14 protein-coding genes are annotated in these 13,482 nt (G+C 71.3%); 4 read left to right on the top strand and 10 right to left on the bottom strand.

Translation table 11 applies throughout. The annotated features are described in order from the left end of the window. Positions 1-68: 68 nt before the first annotated feature. From solA to EJV46_RS05600, 5 genes are all read right to left on the bottom strand, one after another. Positions 69-1,220, bottom strand: a complete 1,152-nt coding sequence (solA, locus tag EJV46_RS05580; RefSeq protein WP_131547581.1) for an N-methyl-L-tryptophan oxidase — start codon at positions 1,218-1,220, stop codon at positions 69-71. Positions 1,221-1,272: 52 nt separating this feature from the next. After that, entirely contained in the window at positions 1,273-1,758 is a 486-nt protein-coding gene (locus EJV46_RS05585) for a CYTH domain-containing protein (RefSeq protein ID WP_131547582.1), read from the bottom strand. Between the two features lie 70 nt (positions 1,759-1,828). After that, on the bottom strand, positions 1,829-2,806 hold the full coding sequence (locus EJV46_RS05590) for a tripartite tricarboxylate transporter substrate binding protein (protein WP_131547583.1): 978 nt from the start codon (positions 2,804-2,806) through the stop codon (positions 1,829-1,831). Positions 2,807-2,907: 101 nt separating this feature from the next. Next, on the bottom strand, positions 2,908-4,410 hold the full coding sequence (locus tag EJV46_RS05595; protein ID WP_131547584.1) for a tripartite tricarboxylate transporter permease: 1,503 nt from the start codon (positions 4,408-4,410) through the stop codon (positions 2,908-2,910). After that, entirely contained in the window at positions 4,411-4,881 is a 471-nt protein-coding gene (locus tag EJV46_RS05600; protein ID WP_131547585.1) for a tripartite tricarboxylate transporter TctB family protein, read from the bottom strand. It lies immediately after the preceding gene. Positions 4,882-5,037: 156 nt separating this feature from the next. On the opposite strand from EJV46_RS05600, the gene EJV46_RS05605 reads away from it, so the two are divergent. Further along, positions 5,038-6,177 carry a kelch repeat-containing protein gene (locus tag EJV46_RS05605; RefSeq protein ID WP_131547586.1) on the top strand — a complete coding sequence of 380 codons (1,140 nt, stop codon included), beginning with the start codon at positions 5,038-5,040 and terminating at the stop codon, positions 6,175-6,177. A 37-nt stretch (positions 6,178-6,214) separates the two neighbouring features. On the opposite strand, the gene EJV46_RS05610 is transcribed toward EJV46_RS05605, so the two are convergent. Together EJV46_RS05610 and EJV46_RS05615 are read right to left on the bottom strand one after the other, a co-directional pair. Continuing rightward, a complete protein-coding gene (locus tag EJV46_RS05610) occupies positions 6,215-7,486 on the bottom strand; it encodes a M28 family metallopeptidase (RefSeq protein ID WP_131547587.1) in 1,272 nt (423 codons plus the stop codon). Positions 7,487-7,493: 7 nt separating this feature from the next. After that, positions 7,494-7,880: a nuclear transport factor 2 family protein gene (locus tag EJV46_RS05615; RefSeq protein WP_165585352.1), complete on the bottom strand. Its 387-nt coding sequence runs from the start codon at positions 7,878-7,880 to the stop codon at positions 7,494-7,496. Positions 7,881-8,011: 131 nt separating this feature from the next. Between EJV46_RS05615 and EJV46_RS05620 the strand changes: the two genes are divergently transcribed. Then, positions 8,012-9,130, top strand: coding sequence for a mechanosensitive ion channel family protein (locus tag EJV46_RS05620; RefSeq protein ID WP_240782413.1), 1,119 nt, complete (start codon positions 8,012-8,014; stop codon positions 9,128-9,130). 19 nt (positions 9,131-9,149) lie between these two features. Then, on the top strand, positions 9,150-9,740 hold the full coding sequence (locus EJV46_RS05625) for a hypothetical protein (RefSeq protein WP_131547589.1): 591 nt from the start codon (positions 9,150-9,152) through the stop codon (positions 9,738-9,740). On the opposite strand, the gene EJV46_RS05630 is transcribed toward EJV46_RS05625, so the two are convergent. The 3 genes from EJV46_RS05630 to EJV46_RS05640 all read right to left on the bottom strand — a co-directional run bounded on the left by EJV46_RS05630 (position 9,741) and on the right by EJV46_RS05640 (position 12,238). Next, positions 9,741-10,523 (bottom strand): SDR family NAD(P)-dependent oxidoreductase, encoded by a 783-nt coding sequence (locus EJV46_RS05630; protein WP_131547590.1) that lies wholly within the window; start codon positions 10,521-10,523, stop codon positions 9,741-9,743. Continuing rightward, entirely contained in the window at positions 10,520-11,191 is a 672-nt protein-coding gene (locus EJV46_RS05635; protein WP_131547591.1) for a cyclase family protein, read from the bottom strand. Before EJV46_RS05635 ends, EJV46_RS05630 begins: the two co-directional genes overlap by 4 nt. Positions 11,192-11,260: 69 nt before the next feature. After that, complete coding sequence (locus EJV46_RS05640; protein WP_131547592.1) at positions 11,261-12,238, bottom strand: tripartite tricarboxylate transporter substrate binding protein; 978 nt, start codon at positions 12,236-12,238, stop codon at positions 11,261-11,263. Positions 12,239-12,417: 179 nt separating this feature from the next. On the opposite strand from EJV46_RS05640, the gene EJV46_RS05645 reads away from it, so the two are divergent. After that, positions 12,418-13,482 carry an ABC transporter substrate-binding protein gene (locus tag EJV46_RS05645; protein WP_131547593.1) on the top strand — a complete coding sequence of 355 codons (1,065 nt, stop codon included), beginning with the start codon at positions 12,418-12,420 and terminating at the stop codon, positions 13,480-13,482.

Here is a 13,482-nt window from a genome sequence, read left to right on the forward strand (position 1 = left end):
GCGCTCACGTGTATACATAACGCGATGGCAGGCACCCGCGCCCGCGGTCCGGGCCGCCGCGCGCCACGCTACCGAAGGGCCGCGCCGGGACGGTCCAGCCGCAGGAAGCCGATGTCGTGCCGCGTGCTGCCCTCGCCCGTCGCGAGCTCGGCCAGGATCTCGCCCACCACGGAGCAGAACTTGTAGCCGTGCCCCGAGCAGGGCGAGGCCAGCACCACCTGCGGGTGGCCGGGATGGCGGTCCAGGATGAAGTGCTCGTCCGGCGTATTGGTGAAGATGCAGGACCGCAGCGCCATGGTCGCGCCGTTGCCCTCCGGGAAGTAGCGTGCGCTGAAGGCGCGCAGGAGGCGCTCGTCCTCCTCATCCACCTCGCGGCGCATGGTCTCGGCGGCGCCGGTCTCCTCGCGGTGGTGGTAGCGGCCGAACTTGAAGCCGGGCACCTCATAGACCGGCAGGCCGTAGTAGCGCCCCTCCTCCACCGCGAGGTTGAAGACGGGGAAGCGCCCCGGCGCGAAGAGCTCCGGCCGCGTCGGCTGGAGCCAGGCGAGCACCTGACGCTCGGGCACCGCGCGCCCGGCCAGCACCGGCGCCAGGTCGGCCATCCAGGCGCCGGCCGCCAGCACCAGCCGCGCGGCCTGATAGCGCCCCTTGTCCGTGGTGACGGTGACGCCCTCGCCGCCCGGCCGGGCCTCCCAGCCCAGCACCCGCTCCCGCGCGCGCAGATCGGCCCCCGCCTCCTGGGCCGCGCGGCAATGCGCGACGATGGCGCGCTCGCTCGCGATGAAGCCGCCCTCGGGTTGGAAGACCGCGCGCGTGGCCGGCGGCAGCCGGTAGCCGGGGAAGCGCGCATTCACCTCCTCACCGGTCAGCACCTCGTGCGGCAGGCCGTGCATCCGCGCCGAGGTCAGCGCGCCCTGGAAGAGCTCGCCATCCTCCGGGCCCGCATCGATGGAGCCCGTCAGGACCAGCAGGCGCTCGCCCGTGGCCCGCTCCGCCTCGCGCCAGAGCTCATAGGCGCGGCGCAGCAGGGGCACATAGGCGGGATCCTCGTAATAGGGCAGCCGGATGATGCGCGTGACGCCATGCGACGATCCCATGTTGTGCGGGATGTCGAAGCGCTCGAGGCCGAGCACGCGCTGGCCGCGGCGGGCCAGCTGCCAGGCCGCGGCGCTGCCCATGCCGCCCAGGCCGATCACGATGACGTCCCAGGCTTTGCTCATGGACCGAGGCTACGCGTGCCGAGGCGGCGGGTGAAGCGGCGTGCGCGGGCGGTCAGCGCGCCTGCGGCACCGGCACCGAATCCGCCCGGGCCAGCGCCGCGTTCTGAAAGCGCGCATCCTGCGTGACCTCGGCGCCCACCCATTCCGGCAACGCGACCTCCTGCCCCGCCTCGGACAGCTCCACCTCGGCGAGGACCAGTCCGGCCAGGCGCCCCTCGAACTCGTCCACCTCCCAGACCAGCCCCCCATGACGCACGCGCGTCCGGTGCTTGGCCAGCGGCGGCGAGACGCAATGCCCTGCGAGCAGCGCCTCGGCATCCGCGGCGGGGATGGGGTACTCGAACTCGGCGCGGGAGAGCAGCCCCGGCGACTTCAGGGTGAGCCAGGCCCGCTCGCCGGACCGGCGCACCCGCACCGTCATCCCGGCCCCGGCGCCGTCGACCACATAGCCCTGGCGGATCGGCATGGGCGGGCCGAGGGCGGCCTGGCGCCAGCCCTCGCCCACCACCAGGAACTTGCGTTCGATCTCGACCGGCATGGCCGGCCTCTTAGCGCCATCGGGCAGGGACGGTAAGCGCCGCCCCTGCCCTGTCGCCTGCGACCCCGGGTCAGGTCCGGGCCAGGCCCGCCGCCTTCATCGCGTCGCCGAGCGACGCGTCGGCCGCCGCCAGATGCCGGCCGAAGCCTTCCGCATCGGCATAGGTCAGGCCGAAGCCGCGGTTGTTCATGAAGCCGACATATTCCGGCGACTTGAACACGCGGTCGAGTGCCGCATTCATCGCCGTCCGGACCTCGGCGGGCAGATTCGCCGGGCCCGCGATGCCGCGCCAGGCGCCCGTGGCGTATTCGATCCCCATGGCCTCCTTCAGCGTGGGGATGTTCGGGAAGGCGCCGAGCCGCTCGCTGGACATCACGGCCAGGCTGCGCGCGCGGTTGGCGTCGAGCATGGCGCGCGCCTCGACCACGGAGTTGGTCGTGAAGTCGAGCCCGCCCGCCACCAGGTCCTGCATGGCCGGCGCGGCGCCGTTGGAGGGCACCCAGCGCACATGCGCCGCCGGCAGGCCGATCGCCATTAGCCAGCCGGCCAGGGCCAGGTGCCAGATGCCGCCCTGCCCCGTGCCGCTCGCCTTCATCTGGCCCGGCCGCGACGCCTTTACCGCGTCGGCCAGCGCGCGCACGTCCTGGTAGCGGGAGTTGCTCGCGACCTGGATGCCCGGCGGATCGTTGTTCATGAGGCCGAGCGGCGTGTAGTTGCGGTAGGTGACCTCGGTCAGCCCTTGCCAGTGCAGCATGCAGATCTCGGAGGTGATGATGCCGAGCGTGTAGCCGTCGGCCGGGGCGCTCGCGATCGCCGCATGGCCCACCACGCCCGAGCCGCCGGTGCGGTTCACCACGTTGAAGGGCTGGCCGAGCTCTTTCTCGAGCAGGGTGGCGATGATGCGCACCACCGCGTCGGTGCCGCCGCCGGCGGCCCAGGGACAGAGCAGCTGCACCGGGCGGACGGGCCAGCGGGCCTGCCCGAAGGCGGGCGCGGCCAGCAGTGCCGTGGAGGCGCCGAGCAGCGTGCGGCGGGACGTGTCGTTCATGGATTTTCTCCCTGTGATTCTTATGGTGGTGAGATGTGATCCGTTTTCGCGGATCGCAGTCCAGGCTTTTGTGGATGCGGGGGCTTCATGCCCTGGCCCCCTCAACCCGCCGCCCGAGCCCGCCGCGGCGAGGCCCGCGTCCAGAGCCAGGCCGCCACGGGCCAGAGCAGCGCCCCCAGCGTGAGGGCGGCCAGGATCGAGGACACCGGCCGCTCGAAGAAGGGCAGCACGTCGCCGTCCGACTTGATGAGGCTCGTGATGAAGCTCTGCTCCACCATGCTGCCCATCACGATGCCGAGCACGAGCGCCGCCACCGGATAGCCGTTCTTCTCCATCACGTAGCCCAGGCAGCCGAAGGCGCCGACGAGCAGCACGGCGAAGAGGTTGTTCCCCGTCGCGAAGGAGCCCACCGCGCAGAGCAGCAGGATCACCGGCATCACGGCGGATCGGGGCGCCCGCAGCACGCGCGAGGCGAGGCGGATCATCACGATGCCCAGCGGGATCATGATGAGATTGGCCAGGATGAAGATGATGTAGAGCGCGTACATGCTGCCCGCGCGCTCGGTGAAGAGCGTTGGGCCCGGATTCAGCCCCTTCATGTAGAGCACGCCGATGGCGATGGCGGTGATGGTGTCGCCGGGAATGCCGAAGAGCAGGCTCGGCACCCAGCCCGAGGCGAGCGAGGCGTTGTTCGAGGCGCCGGCCTCCACCAGCCCCTCGGGATGGCCGGTGCCGAACTTCTCCGGCGTCTTGGAGAACTTCTTCGACATGGCGTAGCTGACCCAGGCGGCCATGTCGGCGCCGGCGCCCGGCAGCACGCCGATGACGATGCCGACGAAGTTCCCGCGCCACATCGGCCACTGGTACTTCTTCGTGAGCTGCCACTGGTTCGCCAGGATGGAGCCGAACTTCCGGTAGGGCAGCCTGGGTGGCTCGGCCGAGGCCATGGCGCGCATCACCTCGCTGACGGCGAAGACGCCGACCAGCGCGGGGATGGGCTCGATGCCGCCCAGCAGGTTTGCCACGCCGAAGGTGAAGCGCGGCGTGCCGGCCGGATTCTCCATCCCGATGCAGGAGATGAGCAGGCCGAGCAGCATCGAGGCGATGGCCTTGATCGGCGAGGACCGCGCGACAAGCGTCGCGCACATCAGCCCCAGCAGGGCGAGCCAGAAATACTCGTAGGTCGAGAAGGAGAGCGCGACCTCGGCCAGGGCCGGCGCCAGCAGCATGAGCGAGAGCGTGCCCACGATGCCGCCGATGGCGCTGAACCAGAGCCCCGCGCCCAGCGCCAGCTCGGGCTGGCCCTTGCGGGTGCAGGCATAGGCCTCGTCCGTATAGGCGGCGCTGGCCGGCGTCCCCGGAATGCGCAGCAGCGCGCCCGGGATGTCGCCGGAGAAGATCGCCATGGCCGAGGCGGTGATGATCGTGGCGATCGCCGCGATGGGCGAAAGCCAGAAGGTGACGGGCACCAGCAGCGCCGTCGCCATGGTGGCGGACAGCCCGGGCAGCGAGCCCACGACGAGGCCGTAGATCGCCGAGAGGACGATCGCGATCAGGACGTCGGGCGCGGCGACGAGCCGGAAACCTTCGAAGACGGCCTCCATCTACCAGGGCGCTCCCAGCAGCCCGTCCGGCAGGGGGACGCGCAGCAGCTTGTAGAAGGCCAGGTGCACGAGAAGCGGCGCGACGACGGCCAGCGGGACCGCCAGCCGGAGGCTCGCCCGCAGCGCCAGCGCGCCCAGGAAGACCATGGTCGCGGCGGTGAGCAGGAAGCCCAGCCGCTCGACCGCCAGCATGTAGAAGAGCAGCAGCGCCGGCGGCGTCAGCACGCGCAGGCCGAGGCGCGCCATGATGCTACCCGAGTTCTCCTCGGGCGCCTCCTCGACCTCGAAGCTGCGGCCGACGCGGAGCACGATCAGCACGCCGCAGGCGATGAGGCCGAAGCCGATGAGCATCGGAAAGGCCGCGGGGCCCACGTCCTGCCCCGGCACGGCCGGCAGCCTGGATCCGCCCCATGCGGCGGCGGCCCCGAGCAGCACCAGCGCGCCGCCCGTGACCCGGTCGGATAATTGCACCCGCTTCTTCTCCCTGTACGTCTTTTGACGCGCAGTCTATGCGAGGAGCAGGTCGGCGCCAGTCTCAAATTCGTCACCCGCGGCGGTGGCCGCGAGGGCCATGGAGGGATGGCCGTCTTGGCGCTAGGCTGCTGCACCGTTCCAGGGAGTCCGCCAATGAACAGACGCCACATCCTCGGCGCCAGCGCCGCCATGCTCGCCGCGCCGGCGCTCGCGCGGAGCCAGGGCGCCGCGCATCACCCGCACCACGGGCCCGCGCTGCGGCCGCTGGCGCCCTCGCCGCAGCCCTATGCCAATGTCTTCGAGGGCGGCGCGCCGCATCACCTGACGCCGCAGCAGGAGGCGCAGCGCGTCACCGACAGCGCCGCCCCGGCCGGCCCGGCCGGTCGCTGGGTGGCGCGGGCCGACATGCCCATCCCGCGCAGCGAGATGGCCTGGGCGACCGCCTGGGCCGGCCGCATGCATGTGGTCGGCGGATATGGCGAGGGCCGGTTCAACCAAGCCTACCACACCGTCTACGATCCGGGCCCGGACCGCTGGTATGACGCGGCGCCGCTGCCGCGCGGGGCGAACCATGTCGCCGTCGTCGCCGATGCGGGGAAGGTCTATGCGCTGGGCGGCTTCATCCAGCAGAACCGTCTCAGCGACGACCTGGCCTATGTCTACGACGTCGCGACCGACCGATGGAGCGAGATCGCCCGCCTGCCGCGCGCCCGCGCCGCCGCCGCCGCCGTGGTCCTCGGCGGCAAGGTGCACCTGATCGGCGGCGCGACCGACCCCGCCGACGAGCGCGCCAGCATCGGCTGGCACGAGGTCTACGATCCCGCGGCCGACAAGTGGGAGCGCCGCCGCCCCCTGCCCGCCGCGCGCGACCATGTGGGCTGCGTGGCGCATAATGGCGTCATCCATGTCATCGGCGGGCGCTTCAACACCTTCCAGTACAACACCGACCTGCACCACGTGTACCTGCCGCAGGACGACACCTGGGAGCTGCGCGCGCCCTTGCCGACCTCGCGCTCTGGCCATGGCATGGTGGTCTATCGCGATCGCCTGTTCTGCATGGGCGGCGAGGGCGGCATCCTGCAGAACCGCGTGCCGCGCGACGCGAAGGTCTTTGGCCAGATGGAGAGCTACGATCCGGCGACCGACAGCTGGCAGAAGCACGCGCCGATGCTGACGCCGCGCCACGCGGTGGCCGCGACGGCGATCGGCGACTGGATCTATGTCGCGGGGGGCGGCGCGGTGCTGGGCGGGATGGTGCAATCGGCCATCCACGAGGCCTTCACGCTGGGCTGAGGCGCATGCGCGCTTCGGCTTGCGGGAAGGCCGCGCCTCACGCCGGTAAAGGCGACAGTGCGCCGACCGCTGCCTGCGCATCTGCCGCATTTTCGCGCATCCGGGCGACCGCCTTCTCCTCCAGCGCCAGCAGATGCCAGAGGATCGCGCCGACCTTGACCGTGGCCGCGCGCAGCTCGTCCTCGCTCGTCAGCGCCCGCGTGTCGGCGCCGGTGAGGATCTGCGAGACCCGGCTCTCCGGCTCCTCGAAGCCGGCGATGGCACGCATCGCCGGCACGCCGCGCGCCGCGAAATTCGCGTGGTCGGAACTGACCGACAGGAGATCGCGCAGGGCGACCTCCGCGCCCGAGCGCGCGACCTCCGCCGCCAGGCCAGGATAGCCCGAGGTCAGCGCCGTCAGGTTCGGGCTGCCGACGATGCTGTCGAGGTTCACATTGGCCGCCATGGCCGCGATCTCCGCGGGCGGCAGCGCGGCGAGCCAGGCGCGGGAGCCGGAGAGCGACCATTCCTCCGCGCCGAAGACGCAGACCATCAGGCCGCGCCCGGCCTTCTCCAGGAGCGGCTTCGCGGCCCGCGCCAGGGCCAGCACCCCCGCCACGCCGGAGCCGTTGTCGATGGCGCTCTCGCCCGGCGGATGGCCGTCCAGATGCGCGGAGAGCACGACATGGCCCGGCCCGCGCCCGCGCAGGGCCAGGATCAGGTTGCGCGCCGTCGCCACCGCCTCACGGCCCTGGATGAGGAAGCGCGCGCGCCCGGCCGCGCGCAGGCGGCGGGCGCCGTCGGCGCCCAGGCCGAAGCCGGGCACCGGGCAGAGATTCGCCCCGCCCGAGACCGGCCCCGCGGGATGCACCATCACCACGGCCGCGGCCCCCGCGGCGGCGGCCGCGCCGAGCTTCACGCGGCGATGGATGGTCCCGGCCGCGAAGGCATATTCATGGGCGAGCAGCACGGCCTTGCCGCGCACCGCCTCGCCTGCGGCGGCGATGTCGTCCGGGGTGCCGCGGCCGAGGTCGAGCACGTCGAGCTCGATTCCCCCCTCCGGCGTGGAGACGGAGCCGAGCAGGGGCAGCGCGGGGATCTCCGCCCCGTCCGGCGTGGTCACGCGGATGCGGTCCAGCGACCAGCCGTGGTAGCGCGTCGGCGCCTCGCCGACGGGGCCGAGCGCGCCCATCCGCCCCGCCACGAAATCGAAGGCCGCGTCGCAGCCCGGCGTGCCCTGGAGGCGCCCGCCGAAGCCGCAGATCGCGTCGAAATCCGGCCAGAGGCCGGCATCGGCCGCGAGCGCGGCAAGGAAGGCGTCGCGGCCCATCGGCGGCTCAGGCCGTCACGTTCTTGATATAGGTGTCCTTCTTCGTGACCTTGCCGTCGCGAAAGGCGTAGAGGTCCACGCCGTACCATTCGCGCAGCTTGCCGTCGGGCCCCGTGGCGGTGCGGTGCCACTGCGTGACCGCCTGGTCGTCGCCGAGGATCAGCGGCGCGGCGCGGGGCGTCCAGGCCGCGTCCGGCGTCTCGGCGAAGACCTTCTCGAAATAGCCGCGCACCTCCTCCGGCCCGGTATAGGTGTCGCCCTTCAGGTCGCCCACGGCGTTGATGAACACCCCGTCCGGCGCGAAGAGCGCGGCAATGCCGGCGGCGTCATGGGCGCGGAAGGCCCTGCCGATCTCCGCGAGAATGTCGCTCACCGCGATCGTCGTCGTGCTCATGTCGTGGCCTCCAATGCCGGGCCCCGCTGAAACCGGCCCGTTCCGAGCCTGTTTACCCCATCGACCCTCGCTGCGGCGCACCATTTCCGCGGCCGGAACCTTGGCCTCCTCCGGAAGCCCGGAACTGGAGAGTGCAATTGCTCGAAGACATCGACGACGCCGCGCGCGACCTCATTGCCAAGGCGACCTGGGCGCCCGCCTGGGTCATCAGCCTCATCGTCCTCGCGGCCTCGCTGCTGCCGGCGCTGGTGGCGCACCGGATCATCTTCCGCCTCATCAGCCGGTTCGTGGAGCAGCGGGATCTCTTCTGGCGCTCCCTGGTGCAGCGGACGGAGGGGCCGGCGAGGCTCGGCTTCGTCATGCTGGCCCTCAGCATCGGCGCCAGCCTGGCCCCTCTCACCCGGCAGCAGGCCGGGCTGATGCGGCACGTCCTGGCCATCTGCTTCATCTGCCTGATGGGCTGGGTGGCGCTGACGGCGCTGCACATCTGGACCACCGTCTACCTGCGGCGCTTCAAGCTGGATTCGGAGGACAACCTGCTCGCCCGGAAGCACACCACGCAGTCGCGCATCCTGCAGCGCGTGGCGGCGACGATGATCATCATCCTCACCGCCTCGGCCGTGCTGATGACCTTCCCGGGGGTGCGGCAATACGGCGTCTCGCTCCTCGCCTCGGCGGGCGCCGCGGGCATCGTGCTCGGCCTCGCGCTGCAGCCGGTGCTGAAGAACCTCATCTCCGGCGTGCAGCTCGCGGTGACGCAGCCGATCCGGCTGGAGGACGCGGTCATCGTCGAGGGCGAATGGGGCAATGTGGAGGAGATCACCTCCACCTATGTGGTGGTGCGGCTCTGGGACTGGCGGCGCATGGTGCTGCCGCTCAGCTACTTCATCGAGAAGCCCTTCCAGAACTGGACCCGCGAGAGCGCCTCGCTGATCGGCACCGTCATGCTCTACGTGGACTATTCCGCCCCGGTGGCCGAGATGCGGGCGCATTTCGAGGAGGTGGTGCGCGCCTCGCGCCTTTGGGACCGGCAGGTGGTGAACATGCAGGTCACCGACTTCAAGCCGGAGGTGATGGAGGTCCGCATGCTGGCCTCCGCCGGCACCGCGGGCCGCACCTTCGACCTGCGCTGCGAGATCCGCGAGAAAATGATCGCCTGGCTCCAGGGCCAGCATCCGGGGGCCCTGCCGCGCCAGCGCGCCCAGATCGCCCAGCTCCCGCAGGACGCGGCCTGGGCCGACCCTGCCTGACCTGTGATAGGCTGTCGGGATGTCGCCCCGACCGCTCCTGACGCTGCGCCGGCTGGGCCGGCGGATCTCCGCGCCCCCGGTGATCGCGCTCGCCGTCCTCTGGGCGCTGCTCGAAATCACCCTCTGGCGCTGGCTTTCGGCGCTCGGGCGGGTGATGGCGCGGGTGCCGCTCTTCGCCTGGCTGGAGCGGCTGGTGGAACGGCTGAGCCCGGGCTGGGTGATCGCGGTCTTCGTCCTCCCCTTCGTGCCGCTGGTCCCGCTGCTGAAGGTGACGGAGCTCTGGCTGCTGGCCCACAGGCACTACGTCGCGGCGGCCGTGCTCATCCTGGGGACGAAGGTGGTGGGGGCGGCCTTCTCCACCCGCGTCTTCGCCATCGCCAGGCCGAAGATGATGCAGGTCCGGTGGTTCGCCCGCGCCTATGGCGGCGTCGCCTGGCTGCTGGAGGTGGGCCACCGCAGGCTGGCCGCCATCCCGGCCTGGAACGCGGCACGGGAATGGATGCATCGCGCGAGGGCCCGACTCACCTCCGACGGGCGGGGGGTCCTGCGTCGGATGTGGGGCTCGTCGCTCCGCTGGGTGCGGCGGCGGGCGCAGGCGCTGCGCGACTGATCACGCGCCCTCGGCGGGATCGTACATCACGCCGGCGGCCGCGAAGCCGCCATCCACATTGAGGATCTGGCCGGCGATGAAATCGCATTCCTCGCCGCAGAGGAAGGCGACCGCGCCGGCGATATCGGCCGGCGTGCCGTAGCGCTTCACGGCCATGCGGTCGAGGAAGGCGGCGCGCTGGCGCGGGCCGTGCGCGGTGCGGGCGATCTGCGTGGGCCCGGGCGCCACGCCGTTCACGCGGATGCCGAAGGGCGCGAGCTCGACGGCCAGCACCTTGGTCAGCGTCTCGATGCCGCCCTTGCTGGCGCCATAGGCCGCGCGGCCGGTGCCGCCGAACTGGCCGGAGACGGAGGAGATGGTGACGATGCGGCCGCCCCGCTCCCCCTCCCCGCCCCGCGACATGGCGCGGCCGGCGGCCTGGGCCGAGACGAAGCAGCCGGTGAGGTTCGTGCGGATGATGCGCTCGAAGGCCGCCAGCGACATCTCCAGCACGGGGATGCGGTCGGTAATGCCGGCGTTGCAGACGGCGATGCGCAGGCGGCCGAATTCACGCTCGGCGGCAGCGACGGCGGCAGCTGCGTCCTCGGGCGAGGCCACGTCCATGCGAAAGGCGAGCGCCTTGCCGCCAGATTGCGTGATCTCGGCCGCGACCTTGGTGGCGGCGTCGAGGTTGAGGTCGGCGACCAGCACAGCCGCGCCTTCCGCCGCGAGCCGTGCCGCGATGCCCGCACCAATGCCGGCGCCACCCCCGGTGACGAGGGCGGCCTGCCCGGAAAACCTCATGCGGCCTCCTCCATCACGATGACGCGGGCGGGCGCGCCGTCGCTGTCCGGGAGCTTGAGCGGAAGGCCGACCACCGTGTTCCGCGGCTGCGTCAGCGCGCCCATGTTGCAGAGGTATTCGAACATGATGATCCCACGCGCGAGCAGGTGGTGGTGGGTGACGTGCTCGGGCAGCGGCGGGCGCTTCTCGCCGGTCAGGAAGAAGCGGATGCAATGGTCCTGCGGGAAGTCGAAGCCGATGGCCTTGATGCCTTTCTCCCGCAGCCAGATGGAGGCCTCGGCGGTCATCCAGGGGGCCCGGAGCCAAAAATCGGGCGTGTCGATGCTGGCGCGCTCGTCCCAGCGGGCGCGGATGAGCGCGAAGTCGCCGGGCTGAAGATGGGGGCCGGCCTTGGAGATGGCCTCGGCGGAGATCGGCGTGTTGGCCGGCACGTCGGAGATATCGACGACGGCGCCCGGGCCGGTGGTCATGTCGAGGGTGATGGCATCGGTGGTGAAGCCCTCCGGGTCGACGTGGCGGGGGCTGTCCATATGGGTGAAGGCGTGGACGTTCCAGCCGGCCCAGGTGGCCTGGCCGCCCCCGGTGTCATGCGTCTTGGCGAAGCGGCGATCCACTTCCCAGCGAAAGTGGTTGGTCCTGATCGGCGTGGAGAGGTCGATGAGCTTCATGATGACCTGATGGTGTTGGGGTGCAGGGCAAAAAGCCCTGCTGGGGGAGTATGAGGGGGCGAAGCCCTCTCATCCGTCCTTCCAAGGTCTTTCCCGCCAGAGGTTTCTGAGCGCCTCCTGCTCTCGGAACACGATCTCCCGCGTCTCGTCCGGATTGCGGTATCGCAGCGGGATGAACAGCCGCTCCGCCTCCGCGATCCAGAGCGGGTCGCGCATGGTGCTGGCGAACATCTCCGCCAGCCGGTCCTGGATGGCGCGCGGCGTGGCCGCCGGCACGACGAAGCTGCGCACCACGCCGGTGTCGAGCGGATAGCCCGATTCCCGGAAGGTCGGCACGTCCGGCGCCATGTGGAAGCGCTCCCGCCCGGCGGTGGCCAAAGCACGGACGCGGCCTTCGCGCATCAGGGACACGCTCTCGCCCATGTTCATCGAGGCGATCTCGACCTGGCCGGCGATGAGCGCGGTCACGCCCGGCGCCTGGCCAGCGAAGGGAATGTGGTTGAGCTGGACGCCGGCCGCGCGCTCCAGCCCGATCATCAGCAGGTGGTCGTCCGAGCCGATGCCGGCCGTGGCCACGGCAACGCGGCCCGGATGGGCCTTCGCGAAGGTCACCAGGTCGGCGACCGTCCGCCAGCGGCTTCCGGGCGCGACGAAGAAGCCGCCGGGATCCTCGACGACCGTGCCGATGAAGGCGAAGTCCTCCAGCCTGTACTGCGGCTGGCGCTCGATGGTGATGGTCTGCAGGCTCGGCGTGATCACCGTGCCCAGGGTGGTGCCGTCGGGCGCGGCCTGGGCCATGGCGGTGTAGCCGATCTCGGCGCCGGCGCCGGGGCGGTTCACGATCACGAAGCGCGAGCCCGGCAGATGGCGCTGGAAATGCGGCGCCATCGCGCGGATGTTGATGTCGGTCCCGCCGCCCGGCGGAAAGGGCACGATGATCTGGATGGGCCGGTCGGCCGGCCAGGCGGGTTGCGCCAGGGCGAGGCCCGGGGCCGCGAGCGCGCTTCCGATCCCTGCGCCGAGAAGACGGCGTCGCGAAGCTTCCATGGTCTCGTTCCCCGACTTCCTTATACGCTCTCTCGACCGGAGGCGCCTCGCGCGAGACTAGCAGCGCGGCCCGCCGCCGCAAGAAGCCCGCGCGGCATGACGAGTTTGATTGCGCCGCCGATGCCGAGCCGATTTAATGCCGCGGCAGCGCCGCCGGCGCCGAACGACGGAGCTTCCAGATGAGCCGTATCCTCGGACGACGCCCTCTCCTGCTCGCGGGCGGCGGGCTGGCCGGCCTCGCGCATCCCGCGATCGTCGGCGCGCAGACCACGCCGCCCAAGCCGGACCGCATCGTCGTGAACGCCTCGGGCGGGGCGATGAACTCCATCTTCCGCCGCAGCTACTTCGCCGCCTTCGAGCGCGAGCACGGCATCCGCGTGGTGGACACCTCGCCAGTGGATTTCGGCAAGCTGCGCGCCATGGTCGAGAGCGGCAATCCGGAATGGACCTGCACCGAGATCGGCGGGCAGGACGCCGTGCGCGCCAAGGAGATGAACCTGCTGGAGCCGATCGACGCCTCGGTGGTGGACCGCTCGGACTACCCGGATATCGCCCGGGATTCGCACATCCTCACCGCTTCCGCCTACTCGACGGCGCTCGGCTACCGGACCGATGTCTTCCGCGACGGCAGCCAGCCCAAGGGCTGGGCCGAGTTCTGGGACGTGCGGCGCTTCCCCGGCCCGCGCTCGCTGCGCAACCACCCGGCCGACAACCTCGAATTCGCGCTGCTCGCGGATGGCGTTCCGATGGACCAGATCTATCCGATCGACCTGGATCGAGCCTTCCGCAGCCTCGACCGGATCCGCCCTCACATCACCGTCTGGTGGAGCACCGGCGCACAGCCGGCGCAGCTCTTGGTCGATCGCGAGGTTGTGCTGGCTTCCGGTTGGAACGGGCGGTTCTATGAGCTCACGCGCCGGGGCGCCCCGGTGGCGACGGACTTCACCGGCGGCAGCCTGAAGAGCGGCGCCTTCGCCATCCCGCGCGGGACGCGGCAGGCCTATTGGGGCCAGCGCTTCCTCTCGGTCATGACCCGGCCGGAGCTGCAGGCCATCTATACGACCGAGATGGGCTATCCCGGCCTCAACCGCCGCACCATGGACCATGTGCCGGCGGAGCTGCACCCGCTGATGTGCACGGCCCCGGAGAACCTCGAAAAGCAGTTCTGGCTGAACGTCGACTGGTGGACGGCCAATGCGGCCATGGCGCAGGAGCGCTGGAACCGCTGGATGCTGCGGCGCTGA

The sequence above is a fragment of the Roseococcus sp. SYP-B2431 genome, assembly GCF_004336745.1.
Classification (GTDB): Bacteria; Pseudomonadota; Alphaproteobacteria; order Acetobacterales; family Acetobacteraceae; genus Roseococcus.